At 43.1% G+C, this 19,224-nt stretch carries 20 protein-coding genes; 7 read left to right on the plus strand and 13 right to left on the minus strand.

Annotated elements, in window-relative coordinates; all coding sequences use genetic code 11:
- Window positions 1–285 precede the first annotated feature (285 nt).
- The gene (locus tag ACS5PU_RS16390; protein WP_439460233.1) at window positions 286–468 is read left to right on the plus strand and encodes a histone H1; all 183 of its coding nucleotides are present in this window, start codon (window positions 286–288) and stop codon (window positions 466–468) included.
- Window positions 469–1,209: 741 nt separating this feature from the next.
- On the opposite strand, the gene ACS5PU_RS16395 is transcribed toward ACS5PU_RS16390, so the two are convergent.
- Window positions 1,210–1,524, minus strand: coding sequence for a hypothetical protein (locus ACS5PU_RS16395; protein ID WP_439460234.1), 315 nt, complete (start codon window positions 1,522–1,524; stop codon window positions 1,210–1,212).
- Between the two features lie 534 nt (window positions 1,525–2,058).
- Between ACS5PU_RS16395 and ACS5PU_RS16400 the strand changes: the two genes are divergently transcribed.
- Window positions 2,059–2,418, plus strand: coding sequence for a response regulator (locus tag ACS5PU_RS16400; RefSeq protein ID WP_439460235.1), 360 nt, complete (start codon window positions 2,059–2,061; stop codon window positions 2,416–2,418).
- Window positions 2,419–5,208: 2,790 nt separating this feature from the next.
- Here the strand turns inward: ACS5PU_RS16400 and ACS5PU_RS16405 are convergent.
- From ACS5PU_RS16405 to ACS5PU_RS16435, 7 genes are all read right to left on the minus strand, one after another.
- A complete protein-coding gene (locus tag ACS5PU_RS16405) occupies window positions 5,209–5,400 on the minus strand; it encodes an HU family DNA-binding protein (protein ID WP_439460236.1) in 192 nt (63 codons plus the stop codon).
- A gap of 282 nt (window positions 5,401–5,682) precedes the next feature.
- A complete protein-coding gene (locus ACS5PU_RS16410) occupies window positions 5,683–6,291 on the minus strand; it encodes a hypothetical protein (RefSeq protein WP_439460237.1) in 609 nt (202 codons plus the stop codon).
- A gap of 97 nt (window positions 6,292–6,388) precedes the next feature.
- Window positions 6,389–6,973 (minus strand): GIN domain-containing protein, encoded by a 585-nt coding sequence (locus tag ACS5PU_RS16415; protein ID WP_439460238.1) that lies wholly within the window; start codon window positions 6,971–6,973, stop codon window positions 6,389–6,391.
- Window positions 6,974–8,226: 1,253 nt separating this feature from the next.
- Window positions 8,227–9,306 (minus strand): sensor histidine kinase, encoded by a 1,080-nt coding sequence (locus ACS5PU_RS16420; RefSeq protein WP_439460239.1) that lies wholly within the window; start codon window positions 9,304–9,306, stop codon window positions 8,227–8,229.
- A 359-nt stretch (window positions 9,307–9,665) separates the two neighbouring features.
- Window positions 9,666–12,209 carry an excinuclease ABC subunit UvrA gene (uvrA, locus tag ACS5PU_RS16425; protein WP_439460240.1) on the minus strand — a complete coding sequence of 848 codons (2,544 nt, stop codon included), beginning with the start codon at window positions 12,207–12,209 and terminating at the stop codon, window positions 9,666–9,668.
- 134 nt (window positions 12,210–12,343) lie between these two features.
- On the minus strand, window positions 12,344–12,649 hold the full coding sequence (locus tag ACS5PU_RS16430) for a putative quinol monooxygenase (RefSeq protein ID WP_439460241.1): 306 nt from the start codon (window positions 12,647–12,649) through the stop codon (window positions 12,344–12,346).
- Window positions 12,650–12,937: 288 nt separating this feature from the next.
- Window positions 12,938–13,297 (minus strand): winged helix-turn-helix transcriptional regulator, encoded by a 360-nt coding sequence (locus ACS5PU_RS16435; RefSeq protein ID WP_439460242.1) that lies wholly within the window; start codon window positions 13,295–13,297, stop codon window positions 12,938–12,940.
- Window positions 13,298–13,401: 104 nt separating this feature from the next.
- Between ACS5PU_RS16435 and ACS5PU_RS16440 the strand changes: the two genes are divergently transcribed.
- A complete protein-coding gene (locus tag ACS5PU_RS16440) occupies window positions 13,402–14,148 on the plus strand; it encodes an SDR family oxidoreductase (RefSeq protein WP_439460243.1) in 747 nt (248 codons plus the stop codon).
- A gap of 539 nt (window positions 14,149–14,687) precedes the next feature.
- On the opposite strand, the gene ACS5PU_RS16445 is transcribed toward ACS5PU_RS16440, so the two are convergent.
- The 5 genes from ACS5PU_RS16445 to ACS5PU_RS16465 all read right to left on the minus strand — a co-directional run bounded on the left by ACS5PU_RS16445 (window position 14,688) and on the right by ACS5PU_RS16465 (window position 17,024).
- On the minus strand, window positions 14,688–15,149 hold the full coding sequence (locus ACS5PU_RS16445) for a hypothetical protein (RefSeq protein WP_439460244.1): 462 nt from the start codon (window positions 15,147–15,149) through the stop codon (window positions 14,688–14,690).
- A gap of 437 nt (window positions 15,150–15,586) precedes the next feature.
- Window positions 15,587–15,748, minus strand: a complete 162-nt coding sequence (locus ACS5PU_RS16450) for a hypothetical protein (RefSeq protein WP_439460245.1) — start codon at window positions 15,746–15,748, stop codon at window positions 15,587–15,589.
- Window positions 15,749–15,801: 53 nt separating this feature from the next.
- Window positions 15,802–16,503: a type 1 glutamine amidotransferase domain-containing protein gene (locus ACS5PU_RS16455; protein ID WP_439460246.1), complete on the minus strand. Its 702-nt coding sequence runs from the start codon at window positions 16,501–16,503 to the stop codon at window positions 15,802–15,804.
- Window positions 16,504–16,517: 14 nt separating this feature from the next.
- On the minus strand, window positions 16,518–16,664 hold the full coding sequence (locus tag ACS5PU_RS16460; protein WP_439460247.1) for a hypothetical protein: 147 nt from the start codon (window positions 16,662–16,664) through the stop codon (window positions 16,518–16,520).
- 48 nt (window positions 16,665–16,712) lie between these two features.
- Window positions 16,713–17,024, minus strand: coding sequence for a hypothetical protein (locus tag ACS5PU_RS16465; protein WP_439460248.1), 312 nt, complete (start codon window positions 17,022–17,024; stop codon window positions 16,713–16,715).
- 300 nt (window positions 17,025–17,324) lie between these two features.
- On the opposite strand from ACS5PU_RS16465, the gene ACS5PU_RS16470 reads away from it, so the two are divergent.
- The 4 genes from ACS5PU_RS16470 (at window position 17,325) to ACS5PU_RS16485 (ending at window position 19,135) form a co-directional block, all read left to right on the plus strand.
- Window positions 17,325–17,570 (plus strand): hypothetical protein, encoded by a 246-nt coding sequence (locus ACS5PU_RS16470; RefSeq protein WP_439460249.1) that lies wholly within the window; start codon window positions 17,325–17,327, stop codon window positions 17,568–17,570.
- Window positions 17,571–17,641: 71 nt separating this feature from the next.
- On the plus strand, window positions 17,642–18,538 hold the full coding sequence (locus ACS5PU_RS16475; protein WP_439460250.1) for an SDR family oxidoreductase: 897 nt from the start codon (window positions 17,642–17,644) through the stop codon (window positions 18,536–18,538).
- Window positions 18,539–18,559: 21 nt separating this feature from the next.
- Window positions 18,560–18,733 (plus strand): DUF6496 domain-containing protein, encoded by a 174-nt coding sequence (locus ACS5PU_RS16480; protein WP_439460251.1) that lies wholly within the window; start codon window positions 18,560–18,562, stop codon window positions 18,731–18,733.
- An 87-nt stretch (window positions 18,734–18,820) separates the two neighbouring features.
- The gene (locus ACS5PU_RS16485; RefSeq protein ID WP_439460252.1) at window positions 18,821–19,135 is read left to right on the plus strand and encodes a helix-turn-helix domain-containing protein; all 315 of its coding nucleotides are present in this window, start codon (window positions 18,821–18,823) and stop codon (window positions 19,133–19,135) included.
- Window positions 19,136–19,224: the final 89 nt, after the last annotated feature.

The following is a 19,224-nucleotide window of genomic DNA, read 5'->3' on the forward strand; positions in this document are numbered from 1 at the left end:
CTGATATAGTCAATCGGATGGCTTTTCAAAGCAGCCGAATCGTTATTGATCTCCGGTTTAAACTGATTGGCATCCATTGTTTTGAATTTAGGTAATTTTGGATTCGCAGGAATAAACCCAACTCAGGCGAAAAATAGAGTATCCTACATAAGGATATCACGTAAACCCGGCCATTAAGGTAATCAATTGCTGTAAATCAGTGAAAAAACGGAACCAGCTAAGGTGAAACCTTAAAAAAAATAATAAATTCGGAACTTCAAATTTTAGCTATCCAAAAAAATAGAAATGGAAAAATTCGCAAAAATCAAAGAAGCTATCGCTTCCATCGAAAAAGATGTAGAGAAATTTTACACCGCAGGAAACGGCGCAGCAGGAACAAGAGTTCGTAAAGCCATGCAGGACCTTAAAAACCTCGCACAGGAAATTCGTGCCGAGGTAACGGAAAAAAAGAACAGCGATAATAAATAACAAATCACTGTTTTGGGAAAGAAAGGGGTAGACTACCCCTTTTTTACTACATTCATTTTATCCGCCCTTCAGTCCCAATTGGAGCTGCCATCTCAAATGCACAAGCTTAAAAAAGGCTACACGCCAAAAGGAAACCCCTTCCACTGAAGGCGAAGAGCCACATTCCCATCGCTTTCAGATAGTCTGGTTTTATCTTTCGGCAGTCCAGGCGCAGTAAATAGAAAAACCGTCATGGGATAAACATTCACCCGTAGAAGCATAGGTGGACAGTGAGCCACCAATGGATACAAAACCCATATGGAAACTCGGCGTTTTCAATGGATAACCAGACCGGATATCATCTCTCAGAGGATCAGCCCCTTGCACTGCACTCTTGATTTATGTCATAACAAGTGAAACTCCTAAATGGTTTAAATAATTCGATCAGCTAAACCCTTTGTATATTTGCCGCCCTAACCTTAAAAACATCAACCATTTGCTGCGATACTATCACATCACGGCCAGTTCATACGGGTATTTTCTACCTATATTAGGATCAGCACCATAGAGCTTATCCGTCCCAAAGAGCTTATCGAATACGGCGAACAGGATGAAATCCTCAGCCAGAAGTTCCCGGAAAGACACATCGAAACCGCAAAGACCACCCTGATTTTTCCCTTCCTGGACTTTACCCAGCGCGAAAAGGCACTCACCGAGCTCATTAGCATTATAGAAGTACACGAAACCGAAAAAAATATAACCTCAGAGCGGGTATGCTAAATCCTGTGCACTGAGGGCAGTACCACTATCCTCAGCTGCCAAAGCCCGTAAGGCCGCCCAGCTTTCAAAACCCGCATAGCGGCTCAGTATATCAAAGATGGCAGGAGGGACGCTCAGGACAGGCTGTCCCGCCCCAGCCCCAAATACCCGCCTGAGCGTGGAAATACTTACATATGCACCACTTTCGGTAAAAAGGTTAATTGAGATCAACTTGCAACTGTCCGCCTGCAATTCAGAAACATTTATTTTTTTGAGCAGCGCCTGCCGCAACCACATAATTGCTTTATTATTGTCCATTTTCATCATTAAAGTTTAACGAGTTCAATAGCTGTCTTTACCCCCGGTTTTTAAAGAAACATCTTTACACATCTAAATGTGTTACAACCTCAAGTTATAAAATATGATCAATTTTTACAAAGTAGAAATACTGTAATTCATACGGAATATTGCACAGACTGCAACTCGGCAATTGTAACCAAGACATCCTCGATTATGCGGGTACATTATAGCATAGCTGCCTTAGGCTATAATTTAGAAACCTTCCTTTGATAATTAAAGCTTTTCCAGTCCCAACAAAAAAAAACGATAGGCAGTCCAGAGCATTCCCGGCCGCTCAGCTTCCATGGTAAACCGTCCTCTTAGTTAAAAATACCCATCCCAGGGGGGTAAACCGGTAAGGTGGACAGCTTGAACGGTTTTGCTAAGAATATGTAAAGACAAATTCCCAAAAGGAGAACAAACGTCCTGTAGCGCCAGCAAAATAACTGATATTTCGGGATTTTTAAATATCTTGCCCTAATCACCCCTCAATCATCCTTGTTTATATAGACTATGAAAAAGAAAATCCTGGTAGTTGACGATGATCTGCTTTTGCTCATTTCCTTGGAATTACTGCTTTCCGATGAAGGATATTCCGTGAAGCTGGTCAATAAATCCTCGCTCATCAAAGAGTCCATCATTACCTTTAGCCCAGATCTAATCATCATGGACATTTGGTTGGACGAGGCTGACGGAAGGGAAATCTGCGATGAGATTAAAAAATCACCCCTTACCAGCCAAATCCCAATAATACTATTGACCGCCCTTTCACATCAAAAAATCAGTGAGTTTGATTGCCAGGCTGATGCGATCATAGGAAAGCCATGTAACCATAACATCCTTTTGCAGACAACATCTGATTTGCTCCTGTGATAAATCCATATCTCCAAATCAGGAGAAAAGGCTAAGGCCGATCGGCAGTCTGCATTTGGAATCGAGGAACCTTAATCTCTGCAGGGCAGGATCGACCTTTAAGAAATATACCCTGTTGAAAAGATCCATTAGAAGGCCAATATTCCCCTAGCCACTAAAAACATTGGAAAACCTCGGCGCTATGCTACCGGCACTTGAAGGCTGCGGAGAAAAAGCGCCACAGCGACACCTTTGATCGTTTCAGACTGCACAGTTTAATACAGTAAATTGTTATGGTAACCCTGTCGCCGGAAGACCTAAAGACGCTTTGGAAAGTTTTTATCAGCGGATAACAAAAAGAAAAAAGAAGCTGCCCAATTGAGGACAGCTTCTTTTAAAGTAACCAAATATATCTAAATAAAGCTGCATTACTAACCAATCTACTTAGAGGTTGTTTTAGAAATCGCACATTTATTCGAGGCAATATACAATCAAAACTTACCCTAAACAAAAACATTTTAAAAAAAAGTCAGCGTTATCGCTACTGCGCAAAAAAAATAAGGGTAGTACATCCATACTGCCCTTATCTAATCATTAACTATTAACCTTCGTTAGGGAATTACTAGATAACCCCAGCAAAAATTCAAAATATTATTTACACACATCATCAAAGACATGCTAAACACGGTTTTAAATTTAACATAAATATCCAAACAAAATAAGTCTAATGTTTTAAATGCCAAATATTTAAGTGAAATAAGTTGAATTTAGTCATCCAAACAGAATAAAGTATCGAGGGAGTCCTACACAGCATAGAAGATCTCGAGCGAAGCACAAAGTGGGGCAGAACCAGAAGCAAAAGACAGCTAAATCAATATTTCCTGAACTGTCTGGAACGTGCAGCCAATAAACGGAAAATAAGAAACCAGATCAGTCCTGCGACAATAAAGCCAATATAGGGATTTTTCATGGAAGTGGAGGCGAGCAAAGCACCTGAGCTGATAAAACAGCCTAAGCAAATAATAAGAAAAGTTCTCATAACGAAAAGTAACTGCTAAAGATTATAGTGACAATATAACGCAATTAAGATTGTAATGCAATTTTTTTAGTAGATTGTCTTGCCTAAACATACTGCGGCTCATCATTATAAAGCACTAGGTAATGTATTTAATACGAAAATCCATGAGAAAAAAGCCAACAGGATTTTAAAAAAGATATGTCCTGCCCAACTTTGCAGATAAGATGGTACATATCGATACCCAGCACCTAAGAATCCGGCAACTGGATCCTGCGGTAGAACTTCCAGTGGGGCTCCAAAAGCTATGTTATAGCTTTTCCTGATCACTTTTTAACTTACAGTAAAATGAAAGCCTTAGGAGCTAGGCTCTAACTGAAGATAGGTCTTGGCTTTAAATCTCACTTTAAAAGCGCCCTGATGGCTTTTCTAGGTGGTTTTTGATATGCGATTTGTCAGATCTCAATCTTTGGGCAGACTGAATAGCCTAACTATCACTGAGGATAAGTAGAAAGAAGGGTTTTAGCCTGGAAAGAAATTTGAAATCGTTCTTTGTGTTTTATTCAAAGGGAAAGGAACTATTTGCGGTATAACCCGGCAATCAAATAGGCGTCCAGTCTGGCCCGAAGCGAGGTAGCCAGTTTCGTTGAAATACACAAAAGGCATCAGAATACAATAAAGCTGATATTGGAGACGCAACCGTTATTACCGCTGTAGCTGATATAAACTTTATGATAGATGAAGGATTACCTGTTTCTTCTGACATCATTAGGGTTTTTATATTGGCTTAAAATAGCAAAATAGATATCTTAGCCCTGTCCATGTTGCGAGATTTGCAAACTGGGTGTAGCAACGTAGGGATTTAACAGATTAAGAATTTGCCCATTGACGGCAGTCCATGATAAAGTATGCTGCTGGAAATTGAATTTCTCTATAAAAACGGCCGATGATCCCTTTACCTTCAGGTACCCCTGCTCAAAGTAGTATTCAGCCACCTCACCAGCATAGTCTCTGTTTCTTAGCCAAAGGTTAACAAGCTGTTGGCCAACATGGTCATAGTAAAGCCAGTTACAGTCATAGTCTGTAGATCCATTTTCCCCGCGAGCGAGTTCTACTATGGTCACCTGATCGCTTTGATAACAAGATAATATACTAATCATAATGAGATAGCTCCAAAAATATACAAATAAATGATTTATTCAAATGAAAATCACAGGCCTTGAATGCCCCAGCAGAAATCAAGACAATAACCAGAGATGATAAAAAATGTTTTAACAAATTGCGATCATCAGCACAGGACATCAATATCAATCTGTACCATCCATCCCCATCAGTTTAAGTTTTTTTTAGAAACTCCATAATCAAAGATAAAGCGGGAACCTTCTTCCCATGAAATCAACAACAGTCCAAGGCACCTATTACTGGTAAAAAAAACAGATCACATACCACCGCAATAAACGAGATACAATTAATGTTTTTCCCAGGCATTTTTTTTAAAAAAAAAACTTAAAAAAAACGTTTCGTTTTTTTTAATCCATGCCAATATTAGCAGATAAGAGAGCTTGCCGCTTTCATGATTAGGTTTAGTAAAAGTAATAAGTTAGTGTAAGGCTGCAATGGGATCGTTGCAGCCTTCATGCCTTTAAAGGAAGGAAGAAAATTAAAGTACCACAAAAAAAACAAAGTTTAAGATTCCACCGCAGTCTCAACCCGAAAAGATATCCTCAGTTCATCCTTAAAAACACCCGCCGGCATAATACCACAACCCGCTGCTCAGCCACCGCTATTAAATATGCTCACGGATTTCGGCCATACTTCGCAGGCCGGATCTTCGAAGAGAAAGTCCCAAACTCCCGAAAGGCAGCCGAATGCCCTAAAATCACAGCATCCCTCACCGAAGAGAAAAGAGCCTCCACAATTACGCTTACCTGCTGGTATTCCAGTCCTGTCTTAGCAGATACTTTGCTAATGAGATCATGTTTAGTCATAGAACAAGTTTTATTATAAAACAAATAAATATCAAGCCCTCCTCTGAACCCCCGGGTAAATCATGCTCCGGATCCGGCCATAACGTTTGCCCCTTTACCAGCCATGAAAAACCGAAACCCTCAACAGCAATAGTCTCAAAAATATAAACAATAGGATAGGGCTTTATGTCATTCCTGGTTTCAGCCCTATAAATGAAATAAATAGCCAAAACAATAAGGCACACAAAAATCAGGCATCCTGATATCACATAAGCTAGATTACCCCTGTTCTTCTGGGTAAACCTACCCAACTTCCGCCAAGCTGTCGTCCCTTGCCCACCTTTGGTAAAATAAACGTAGAGATAATACCCAGAGAAAGAAAACGCCAAAGCAAAAGCTAGATGCCGCCAGCTTCCCGCTAGCATAGGCAAAAATCCCCCCATACCAGTAGGGGCAAAGGTTACACCCATTGCACAGACACCGGCCAAAAGGGTCAAAATAATACCGCTCCACGAGGTTATAACGATTGTAAACCAGCAGAAAGAAACCGATAAGGCATAAAACCACCACAAGTACATCGCCCCTGGAGGTGAAAAAATAATCACTGATAGAGGGTTCAAGGTCAAAAAGATATTCAGATGCCCTGGAGGGAGCTACAGCCAAAAGAAACGGCAGCGCCATTCCCGCTATACCGATCAACTTTCTTAAAGTCAGGTAAGATAGGACAAGTTGATTATGATCTTCCTTTGATTTGCCCTGATTGATCCTAGTTTGATTTTCTTTTAAAGCTGTGTTTCCTCCACCAAGAATCGATTTCGACCATCTAAGGTGGGCGGAAAAACAGATTAATGAAAAAACTAATTTCAAAAAAACCTGCAATAGCATCCAATACGCCATAAAGCCTTTCTTCAACCAGAAGCCTTACTTTAATCCGACAAGGGTTACAATAAAAAAAACGGCAGCACACCGGCCACCGTCTTTAAATATAGATATTAAGGATAGATTCGATTTATTTTCCAGTGCGTTCCTCAGCACCTTCTTTAGTTATATTATACGTATTTACTGCCACAAACTCATCTTTTACAACATGCTCATTCCCGGTAATAACCTGCGTGTGATCAATGGTAGTCCCAGACATCCTCAGCTTGGCACCCCCCTCAATAAGCGTATAAAGCCCCTCAGTAAACGAATTCACTTTAGCCCAGGCCCTATCTTTTAAGATGAGCTGAAGATACTGCGTGCGAAGCTTCCCTTCGGTTTCCACCAGAGCATTTCCAGAGGCGATCACACGGAAAATATCCTTAACAAAGACCACCATCTTGGCCGTTTCCCTGCTAATAGATTTAATAGAGAGATTCATACCATCCTGCATTACCTTAGCCGTTCCAAAGCTACATTCCTGGTAAGCTATACCGCTGCGGAAAGAAGGTATAATAATCAGCTCAACATTTCCTGATACCTTAATCCGGTTAAAATCTACCTCAGTTGTTTCCAGAAACCTATCAGGAAAAGAATACGCAGATACAGAGCCACCCATAAAAAGCATCGCCACCAGCATAATAGATAGCGAGAGCAAACGAATTGAAATTTTCATGCTACGAAGCTCAGTTTCCCAAAGAGATAAGACGAGTACCCGAAAGATTTTAGGGAATTAAGCTGAAAGACCTGTAAATAACCGAATTAAATTCTGGAAATTGGAGAAATCAAACACGACAACACCACAGCAAAAGAGAAATAAATCAAGCCCGAAGTACTTAAATACAAACAAAATCAAAAAAACAATCTACCCCAAAACAAAATCAAACCAAAACGGTTTACATACGTGTGGTTTCCATTCTGCCACTCATTATACACATTAACTCATTTGTTTGTTAGGAAGTCCTGCCCCAAAAGGCAGGACTTTTTTATAGCAAAGAAAAGTTAAAAACAGAACCCTTACTTAAATCCCCATACCAGCCCTCATTTATGATCCAGAGAAGCTTAAATATCAAAATCTTCCCCTTCGGAAACTAGCCTCTTTGCAGCTTACAGACTTTGCCGTCCATAAAGGCATAGCCCTGGCCAAATCAAGCGCAATACTCGCTGACCGGAACTCCCATAGCGTACATTTACGCGCTTATCCCCGTACATATACTCAAAAGGCAAAAAGGCCTTGGTCAGGATAATAAAATAGCTATATTTGCCTTCGAGAGCGTTAATTTAGATAAACGGGTGCATGGATCCTTCCTGCATCCGTTTTCATTTACCCGCCATCTAGAAACAGCCACAGGGAAGCAAACACAGCACATTAAACCAGCAATCCCTACCAAAGGATTAATTGGCTACCAAAAATAGGGGAGAACCAGTTTCATTGAGGTACGCGGAATCAGACTTAAAAAAAAGAAAAACTCTATCCGGTATAAATGCACCACAAGTGCTGGCGCTAAAATAAAAAAATGAGCTCATCGGTAATAGGAAACACAACTAAAGCAGAATAAGCTGAAAGATCAAATTATCGAAAAAAAGCAAGGCCTGACCGTCAGATGCAGAGAGAAAACCACAAAGCCAGGCCCGCTTTCAAAACTAAGTAGGAACGGCATCCACCGATTCCTAGTGATGAAGAAATCAGCCCAGACTTAGAAAGGGCTGTCTTGTATAATCAAGAGTACCAGCCCAAAAATCAAAACTTTAAACTCGCTAAAGAAACAACGTGCCAACTTCAGGCTAATAAACTGAAATCAGTCGCTTGAGAAGAATAATATTTGGAAAGGCAAGTCAGTAATATAACTGCGGAGCCTTTTAAAGCTCATTTTCAGATCCTAGAACTTCGAATACCTTTTTCCAGGAGCCTTACCCCACTCATCGCACCTAGTTAACATTCTTGATGAACACACTAAATACCGATCCTCCACTGACCTTGCTATCGATTTCTATTTTTCCTTGGGCGGAGCTGACAATAGTATTTACCAGATAAAGCCCTACGCCAGCACCTTCCACATCAGTTTTGAACCGCTTGAATTTCTCAAAAATATGCGCTATCGCCTGACTATCCATCCCCGCGCCATTATCTTCCACCTTGATGAGGATATAATCGCCGCTAGGCTCAATGGAAATTTTAATCTCAGGCCGCCTGTCCTTAGGCGTATATTTGATTGCATTGCTCAAAAGATTATATAAGATACTCCGGAGCTTTCTGCGAACGAAGGTAATTTCACGCACTTTTAAATCTGTGGAGATCACCGCACCAGATTCCTGAACTAAAGGGGCAACGCTGAGGCGCACGTCCTCTAGAATATTTCCCAGATCAAGTAATTCCGCTGATGCCTGGTAACGCTGCTGCTGCCATCTTGAATCAAGCATGCTATTGACCACATTTTCGATATTCAACAAACCCTTTTGCAAGTTCAACGCCAGTTTTGCTAGTTTACGAAAATCATCCCGCTGAATTTTCTGGATATATTCCAGAGATAATTTCATCACAAGAATAGGGTTTTTAATGTCATGCGCCAGCGAATCTAGCAATAGCTCATACTCAGCCATCATTTTCTCCTGTTCTTTGAGATCCAGGATACGGCTTGTAATATCAATAAAGGTAATAATTACCCCATTTACTTTATTTTCCTTACGCAGCAGGTATGGGATAATGTTCATCTTGTACCACCGCCGATCGGTAGTCTGGATTTCTTTTTCCAGCAGCTTTCCTGTACCCATCACGGTGCGAATGTTGTCTATTATGGTCGGGAAACGAAAATTCTCCTTGATGTTTTCAAGCGGTTTCCCGATTAAATCTTCATTAAGGTTAAATTGTTTCATAGCAGGGGGAGTGTACTTGCGTAATATTAACTCCTCATCCACAAACAACTGCGGGATAATCGTATTGGCAAAATAATTTTCCAGGTCTTCATTAACCTGGATCAGGTCTTGAATCTCTTTGGTAACGTTTTTCATTGGAAAGGATGATTTTAGGTATAGTCAAGATAAGAAGCCTTGGTGAATTATCATGATATCCAACAAGCATTTGACAATAAGGGGTCGGAGTTCCCTCTGAGTGCATATCATCGAGCCAATCAATAGTAACCAGGGCTAAATTGCCTCGCTTTATTAAACGCATCCAACTTTGTCCTAGCTCAGTGTTGACTAAAAAGAATGTACTGCCCAACCCGCTGCCAAAATTTACCTTTCCCCGCAATAGCGGTCTATAGTCTAAATCCATCCCCAGCCAGCAGAGATAAGCTTGTTTACTATTTCCACAGAAGCAAGGCTAGGCTCCAAATTAAAAAACGCAATCAAACTGCATGCCTAGGTTGCTATGGGCTAATTTTCCCCGAAAGATAGGTTTTTAGATAGGGGGCAGTTCGGCTTGTAGCATGCCTGCTTACCTCAGCAGGGCTACCCGTAGCCACAATTTTTCCTCCCTGGGATCCCGCGCCCGGGCCGATATCGATGATATGATCGCTCCCTGCCACCACGTGCATATCGTGCTCGACCAGCACTACCGTATTGCCAGCATCAACCAGGCGGTTAAGTTGGGCCATCAGCCGCTCCACGTCGCTCGGGTGAAGGTCGGTCGTTGGCTCATCGAGGATATACAGCGTGCTTCCGTTCTGCGCGCGCTGGAGTTCAGTGGCCAGTTTAATCCGCTGCGCCTCGCCTCCAGAGAGTTCCGTGGCAGATTGTCCAAGCCTAAGGTAGCCAAGGCCGACCTCCCTTACCGTTTCAAGGGCCCTTGAAATGCCAGGTTCTTCATCAAAGAAATCAGCGGCCTCATCCACGGTGAGCTGCAGCACATCGGCAATATTTTTATCCTTATAAAAGATCTTAAGGGTATCCGCGTTGTAGCGTGTTCCCGAGCAGACAGGGCAGGGGGTGTATACGCTGGGCAGGAACAGGAGCTCTACCATTACCTGTCCTTCGCCCTGGCAGTTGGCGCACCTTCCCTTGGCCACGTTAAAAGAGAACCGCCCTGCATCATAGCGCTTTTTCCTGGCCCCAGGCGTGCTGGCAAATAGCCTCCTGACCGGATCGAAAAGACCTGTATAAGTGGCCAGATTACTCCTAGGCGTTCGGCCGATGGGTTTCTGGTCTACCACCACCAGACGGCGGATCCCCTTGAGCCCTCCGGCAATCGCGCCCTTTACCGCGTCCTCAGGCTGCTGCTCCAAAAGGTCCGTTCCGCTTTCCGCTTCAGCAGCTTCTGGCTTTTGTCCAAGCGCTGCCCCCACTAGGTCCACCAAAACCTGGGAGATCAGGCTGCTCTTACCCGATCCCGAAATGCCCGTTACGCTGGTCATTATCCCAATCGGGATGGCAACATCTAAATCCTTTAGGTTGTTCTTGTATACCCCTTTTAGTTCCAGCCACTGTTCCGGTTTCCTTTTCGGCAGGGCATTGGCCTTGGCAGATCGTATTTTAGGATAGAGATAACCCGCCGTGATGGACGCCTTGCAATCCCTTATTTTTGCCGCCGGACCGTTATAGATCACCCTGCCACCATTTTCGCCCGCACCGGGACCGATGTCCACGATCCAGTCGGCATGGCGGATGACCTCAATCTCATGCTCAACAACAAAGATCGAGTTGCCATCCTGTTTTAACCGGTCCAGGATGCCCAGCAGCGCCCGCGTATCCGCAGGATGCAGTCCTGCCGATGGTTCGTCCAATACATACACAACCCCGAAAAGATTAGAGTGTACCTGGGTAGCAAGCCTAAGCCGCTGCAGCTCTCCCGGAGACAGTGTCGGCGTACTCCGTTCCAGGCTGAGATAACCCAGCCCCAGTTCCAGCATCACCGCTAGCCTTGAATACAGGTCAGCTGCGATACGCTGGGTAACCAGCTGTTTCTCCAGATGATGCCTATTTGAATTACCCCCCTTAGCCGTTTGCCCTGCATAAGGACCGAAAAGATCTTGCAGCACCTGGAGCGGTTGCCGGCTCATCTGGGCAATATCCAATCCCTCGAATTTTACCGACAGCGCCTGTTTTTTCAGCCGCTTTCCCCCGCAGACCGGGCATTCCCTTCCAGTCATAAACGAAAGCGCACGTTTTTTCATCAACTGGCTCTGACTGGTCGCAAAAGTCTGCAGTACATACCGCCTTGCGCCAATAAAGGTACCCATGTAATCAAACTGTTTTTTTGCCCTGATTGCCCTTTGCACCTCTTGCAGCGTATAACCCGGGTAGACAGGCACCGAGGGCGATTCTTCAGTATACAAGATAAAGTCACGGTCCTTTTTAGAAAGCTCTTTCCAGGGAATGTCAACATCAATACCCATAGAGGTTAAGATATCCCGCAGGTTCTGGCCCTGCCACGCAGTAGGCCAACTGGCAACCGCGCGCTCACGGATAGTTTTTGTTTCGTCGGGAACCATGCGCTTCTCGGGTACCTCAAATACTTTACCCAGGCCATGGCAGTGCCCACAGGCACCTTGGGGTGTATTGGGCGAAAAGCCTTCTGCATAGATGATACCCTGTCCGTCTGGATAATCCCCAGCCCTGGAATAGAGCATTCGCAGCAAGTTGGAAAGGGTCGTCACGCTCCCCACTGTAGAGCGCGTCGAGGCTCCTCCGCGCTGCTGCTGCAGCGCAACCGCCGGTGGAAGTCCGGTAATGCTATCCACCTCAGGGATCGACATCTGGTTAAAAAGCCGCCTGGCATAAGGAGATACCGATTCTAGGTACCTGCGCTGTGCCTCGGCGTAAAGGGTACCAAAGGCTAGCGAAGATTTTCCGGATCCAGAGACCCCGGTGAAAACCACCAGCTCATCCCTTGGTATTTCCAAATCGATATTCTTTAGGTTATGTTCCCTGGCACCCCTGATAACGATGCTGGGTAAATTTTTTTGTGAAGGCATATCTTGTCAAACAAACCAAAGGGGATGCTAGTTTTTTTTGATTTTATTTAAGGGGCAGAAATATAAACGAAAATTCAATCCAGATTAGATCCCCTGATGTTATCCATAGGGGATCTAGACTTTTTATTTTGCACTTATTTAACTGCCAGCAAGGCAACCTTTTCGATTACCGGAGGCGCAGCCAGCAGTTCATCCGCATGGGCCATCAAAGCCTTCGCAATTTCTCCACCCAGATGCGCATCCCGCCCAGCTTCATCCCCGAAGGTATCGAATATACCGAAGGTAGACGGCGAGATCTGCAGTGCATACCAACGGATAGTTCCAGGTTCGGCTTCGGCCAGAGGCAGGGCACTTTTGATAAAATCTGCAACTTGTTGCTCTTTACCAGCTTTGGCCTCCAGGCGGGCCAGTAATGCTAATTTTTCCATTTCGTTTATCATTTAACGATTATCGGCGGCAAAGATTACCGCCGCCAAGAAAGCCCCACGAATAGTGCCACGTTATAGTATTAACTGCCAAATAATCAGATTATTAAAGAATAAAATAATAAAGTGCCCTAGGGAGGCTGAAAGGGTCTAAATCTTTAAAGAAAATAAACATTTAATTTCACGCCAGGTAGCCAAACAGAGATGAGATGCTCCCAAAAGAGGCCACATATCCCGCGCCAAACCGGACATTCTCGCCCAAAAGCCTACAACCAGCTTAAAGAAAAGCAACATGAGAAGACTTTATTTGCCCGTGATTTCTTTCCGGTGCTGCCTGCCCCAGTCTGCAAGATTATCTATGATAGTTTTTAAAGTAAGTCCATATTCAGTGAGTTGATACAAAACGGTTACCGGTTGAGTACTCAAAACAGTTCTTTTAATCAATTTATTTATTTCAAGATCCTTAAGTTCCTTACTTAGCATCTTGTTTGAGATGCCACTCACGTCATTTAAAATGTCCGAGAATCTACGCTGGTTGAAATAACAGACAGAGGATATTATAGATATTTTCCATTTTCCGCTTAATACATCCATGGCATCGTGGACAGCCAAGATCTGTTTTTTATTGCGTTCATTATTCGCCGGACAACAAATATTTTCCATAATTAGTTACCTAGTTACCCAAATGTTACTGTTACTTTTAGTTACAAAGTTACAATAATAAATAAAGCTATTCTAAATTTGCATCATAATTAAATCTATTAAAAATGAATTTTACAGGAAAAAACATAGTAATTACCGGAGGAACAACAGGAATAGGATTTGCAACCGCGACCGCCTTCATCGAAGCTGGCGCAAATGTATGGATTACAGGAAGAAACATCGAAAACCTCGACAAAGCCGCCGCTATACTCAAAAGCGATCACCTTAAGACCGTTAAATCAGATACCTCAAACCTCGCTGGTATTGAAACCTTGGCCACAGCTATAGCAGAAAGCGGTCAAAAATTAGACGTAATATTCTTAAATGCAGGAATAGCCACTTTTGCACCCATCGCCGAGGCTACCGAAGCCGATTTCGACGCACAGTTCAATACAAACGTAAAAGGACCTTATTTCACCCTACAGAAACTGCTTCCATATCTCAATGACGGCGCTTCAGTAGTCTTCAATTCATCTACGGTGGCAACAGCCGCCCAAATGTACGGTAGTGTCTATTCCGCAACCAAAGGAGCCCTCAACAAGATTGCCCAGATTGCAGCAAATGAACTTGCCGGAAGAAACATAAGGGTAAACATGATCAGTCCTGGCCCCACACAGACAGAAGGTTTCGACAAGGCTGTGCCAGACGAGACCGTAAAAAAACAGTTTGCAACAACCACAGCCCTGCAAAGAATGGGTAAACCATCAGAAATTGCCAAAGCCGTTTTATTTCTAGCATCACAGGACGCAAGTTTTATTACAGGCGCTGAGCTATTGGCCGATGGCGGGTATATCGGATATGCACTGAAATAAAACCAGTTTTTAAAGAAATATCTTCAACAAAAGCTATTCTGGGTTAATCTTAGAACGGTCCGGCTTATTTCACACCAAACCGGCCACACCGACTTTAATAATAATCAGATTCCCCAGCGTAGCTTTTGCCTGAGACTTTAAGTGGGTATTTCGGCAAAAGTGGCCGAGCGTTTCGCGTTTAAGCTGTCACCCTGTTTCGCTGCAAACTGACCCCCTTATTTCGGAGCAAACTGGCCGCACTTATCTTTCGATTAGACTTTTCAAGTATAGCTTTTCCTGATCAATTTTAAATTAAAGTAAAATGAAAGCCTCAGGACCTAGTTTGGAGCTGAAGGCAGGTCTTGGCTTTAATTTTCATTGTAAAAGCGTTCTGATGGCTTTTAAAGCGGATTTTGGATATGCAATTTGTCAGACCTCAATCTGTGGGCAGACTGAATAGCGTAACTATCACTGACAATAAGTAAAAAGGAAGGCTTTAGCCTTTAAAGAATTTGAAATCGTTCTTAGTGTTTTGTTCAAAGGGAAAGGAACTATTTACGCTATAGCCCGGCAATCAAATTGGCGGCCAGTTTGGCCCGAAACGAGGTGGCCAGTTTCATTGAAATACACATGTTGAGCACATACCAATCGAGAATTGGAATCATAGCCTCCTTCAGAGAGGCAAATTTCTCTAATGCTTTTGCCGAAAAAAATCGATTTTTGTAGTCATCAGTTTTTGTGTCAAAAGGCAATGATTCTTTAAGTAACCTTGCTGCATGTCTTTTGAATTCATCAAAATACAGGTCATAATCTCCAAAATTTGATGAAAATGTCTCTACCATAATTTGTCTGGCTATCTCATAATATCGCGGTATATAGGAACCTGGATATTTGGCGCCAATTAGGATATTCTCTTTCCCTTTTTCCGTTGAGTCTGGATACCTTGCAAATTGCTTCAAAGATAATTTTGGATCTTCTACAACTTTTTTCTTTTTTACTATAACCTCAGTAGTCCCTATCATTTTCTATAATCTTATTTTTCGACAAACATCAATTAGTCAGCTACTTAACTGTAAAAATACTGAATCCTAAAATATTTAGCATTTCACTTTGTCCACATTATTGGTACGACGGAGGCGCATACGGATGACATTTACTTGAAATGATTAGGTTCTGACCTTTTGAACAGCATTATGCGACTGAAATTCAGGAGTATAAGTGTTGATAACTTTGACAAGAATCGTTTTTTTGCCTACTTGTATATACAGAAATAATCGATTTTGGGTGGATTTATTGGCAGAAAGTCTTCGCAGGTTTAGATATTGTTCGACCGATCGCTTAGTCATCAGTTCACCTAAACAAAAAAACGGGAAAGGATCATAACGACCTTTTCCCGTTCATCTAAATTAACGCTCTCAGTAATATATACGATGAGTTTTAGAGAATATTGTATTTCCCTTTAATTTTTAAGTTTTTTCTCAATGTCTTTACGCTGATTGGATCCACCTTTTTTCGCATCCTTGACCTCAGCTGATTTGACATTCAATTTATCTGCTTCGTATTTAAGCTCATGTGATTGATTCGATACCGAATTCCTTTCCACTTTTGTTCCTCTAGGCATAACATTTAATTTTTGGTGAATGTATAATGATAACTGTATAAAATTCTATTGCTTTACAATTGCGGCTCACGGAGCGACTCCAAGACTTCGATCAATGCCTTGGCAGTAGGGCCGGCCGACAATGGATTCTGACCGGTAATGAGTATTCCATCACGCTCTACATGCGAAGTAAATGGAATCAAAGCCGTTTTTACCTCAGCACCCAGCTCTTCAAGCCTGCTCTGCAACTGATAAGGAACATTGCCACTTCGTCCAGTCAATAATTCCTCAGCATTGCTAAAGGCAGAAATCACCTTACCCTGCAAAAATCCCGGACGCAGTTCAGCTGCTGCTATCAGCGCCGCCGGCCCATGACATACCGCGCTAACCGGTTTGCCCTTATCCAGAAAATCCAGTATCAGCTGCCCGCTTAATTCACTATCAGCCAAATCCCAGATTGGACCATGACCACCCGGATAAAACAAAGCATCAAAATCTTCAGCCTTTAACCCAACTAGCCTTTGGGTATTGTTAAAAGCACCCTGCGCCAAAGCATCATCTTTAAACCTCCGGTTGGAAGCCGTGATGTTTTCAGTCAGCTCACTCAATGGATCTACCGGTGGTTTTCCGCCTATGGGACTTGCCAAAGTGACCTGGTAATCCTGATCAATAAATTCGTAATAAGGATCAGTAAATTCACCCAGCCAAACCCCGGTTTTACTATCGGTATCCTCCATCGCACCGTGCGAGGTCAGGATCATTAATATTCTTTTCATAGGTCGATTTTCTATCATTTAATGTCCTCAGGATCCAGCTCATTGCATTCTTCATCGATACGCTGGTTTTCCTCCCAGTTGGTTCCATCCTCACGAGTTGGCTCTTTTACCTCATTGTTTTCTTCCTGCTCACCAGCAGGTTTTTCTTTTGGATCAGTCATAGCTCAAAAATTAGTTTAATACTGTAACATTACTTAACACCAAAAAGTTCAGTTAACTTGCGGCGGAGCTTCCAGCTCATCATCTTCATCGAGTTCAATATGCTCCAGCTCATCCAGTTGAACAGCATGCGGGTGTCGCAGCTCGATATGCTCGGCCAACAGGTGCAATACCTCCAGATCTATGTTTCCGGGATTCTGGCAGACATGCAGGAAATCCTGTCCGTCCGGCTCCAGACTGGCAACAAAACTATCCTCCAAATAAATCTTGTACTTACAGCCGCCTGTTGAATGGTGCGGATAGGCTCCAACCTGAAAATGGTACTGAATTTCTGGACTGATGATTACGGCATATTTTTCCATAGGGCTTATCTGTTTAAAGGATAACAATCCTTTCTAAGCCAGGGTTTTGGATCAGCTAAAAAATCCCATGCAAGATGCTACTCCTTAGAACCATTTGGAAAAAAAATTGTTGAAATAAAAAAAATAGACCTCATGAAAACGATCAAAGACTAAGCAGCAAAAGGCGGAAGGAGGATCGCAAAAAGTACTGCTGAATCCGGCCATAACCGCGGAAACCGACGAACTCGACCCAAAATTTGAGGAAGGTATAGGCGGAAAAACAGAAAACGAAAACCCACTAATCTCAAAAACCAATACACCATGGAACAGTTCAGAATAGAAGTAGCAATAGAAGGTAAGGGCAGATTCTACGAGATCAACCCACTGGGAAATGCCCGGTATCAAATATCAGAAAACGGGGAAATAATCGGCACGATACAACTCGACGAAAAAGACCACGCCCATTGCGAGAGCCAAGGCTGCGAACTTGACCTCCCGGCCCTACACGCGGTAAGGAAAGCGATACAGGCACAAGAAGGCTGGAACGATACATTCGGACATCTATAATTAAAGCAAAAACCCAAACCATTTTCGCGCTTCATTGGTTTATTAAAGACCTTATTAAAAACATCATAAACATGAAAAACGAAGAAAACACAGCGGAAAATCCTGCGGACAAATACCCACTGCCGCCGTTTCCCAAGCAGGACCAGCAGCCACCAGGCACAGAAGGTGAACTGATCCCAAAAGCCGACCATGGTGAAAAATCGTATAAAGGAAGTGGTAAATTAAAAGGTAAAAAAGCGGTCATCACCGGAGGCGATTCGGGAATTGGCCGGGCAGTAGCCATCGCCTTCGCCAGAGAAGGAGCCGATGTACTCATCAGCTATCTTGATGATTCAGAAGATGAAGATGCAAAGATCACCGCAGGCTATGTTGAAGATGCCGGCGTCAAAGCCGTCCTGGTTAAAGGCGATATCCGCAAGGAATCCCACTGCCGGGAAATCATCGATACCGCCATCAGCAAATTAGGCGGACTGGACATCCTGGTAAACAACGCAGCTTTCCAGATGGCCAGAAAAAACATCCAGGAAATCTCTCCCGAAGAATGGGACCGGACCTTCCAGACCAATATCACCGCCATGTTTTACCTCTGCAAAGCAGCAGAACCACACTTAAAACCAGGAAGCAGCATCATCAACACCACCTCGGTCAATGCCTATTCTCCCAGCGAACAGCTCCTGCCTTATGCCGCAACCAAAGGCGCCATCCAAAACTTTTCAGCCAACTTAAGCCAGATCCTACTCATGGACGGCAAAGGAATCAGGGTAAACGCAGTCGCACCAGGCCCGATCTGGACACCGCTAATCCCCTCAACCATTCCCAAACACGAAGAATTTGGAAAGGACACCCCAATGGGAAGGGCAGGACAGCCTGCCGAAGTGGCTCCGGCTTACGTGTACCTGGCATCAGATGACGCCAGTTATGTTGCAGGGGCAACCATACCGGTAACTGGCGGACGAATCACCATTTAGCAATTTAAAAACAGTATCACTATGGCAAAGTATTCAGAAAAAGCTGGCGAAAAAGTCGAAAAAGCCCTGCACGAAAGAAAAGAAGGAACCCTGAAAACCGGAACAGGCAAAAAAGTAACCTCCAAAAAACAGGCCATTGCCATCGGGCTTTCAGAAGCTAAAAATGAAGGCGCTAAAGTGCCCAAAAAGAAATAATGTCCCTTGATAAGTCAAAAGGAAGCCGTAATCTGTGGGATTCACAGACATCGTTTCACTAACTTTTCGTTAAATCTGTTGAAGGCCATGCCCTTCAACAGATTTAACGTGCTAAGAACAATAATTGACGAAATAAAAACCCGGCTTAATTGGATCAATATTTACCTTGAATTATATAATGCAGGAGTTGTCTGCAGGAAGTGTGGTATTTCACGTCCCACAGTTAGGAAATGGTTTAATCGTTATAAAGAGTTAGGAGTTGAAGGCTTAAATGAACATAGCAGACGCCCAAAGAAAATAAAAACTAAAGTCACTGCTGAAGACGAGCAAAGAATAATTGCTCTTAGAGATAACCGTAAACTTGAACATCGGAGTATTGCCCGTGAGATGAAAAGGCTTTAGGAAAGTTCACTGAAGAGAGAATCCAAAGCATGATGACAAAACTTTCATTCCCCAATCGCAGCACGATTATTGTCGATTTTTTTTTCATC

This window comes from Pedobacter sp. GSP4 (genome assembly GCF_051857575.1).
GTDB lineage: Bacteria > Bacteroidota > Bacteroidia > Sphingobacteriales > Sphingobacteriaceae > Pedobacter.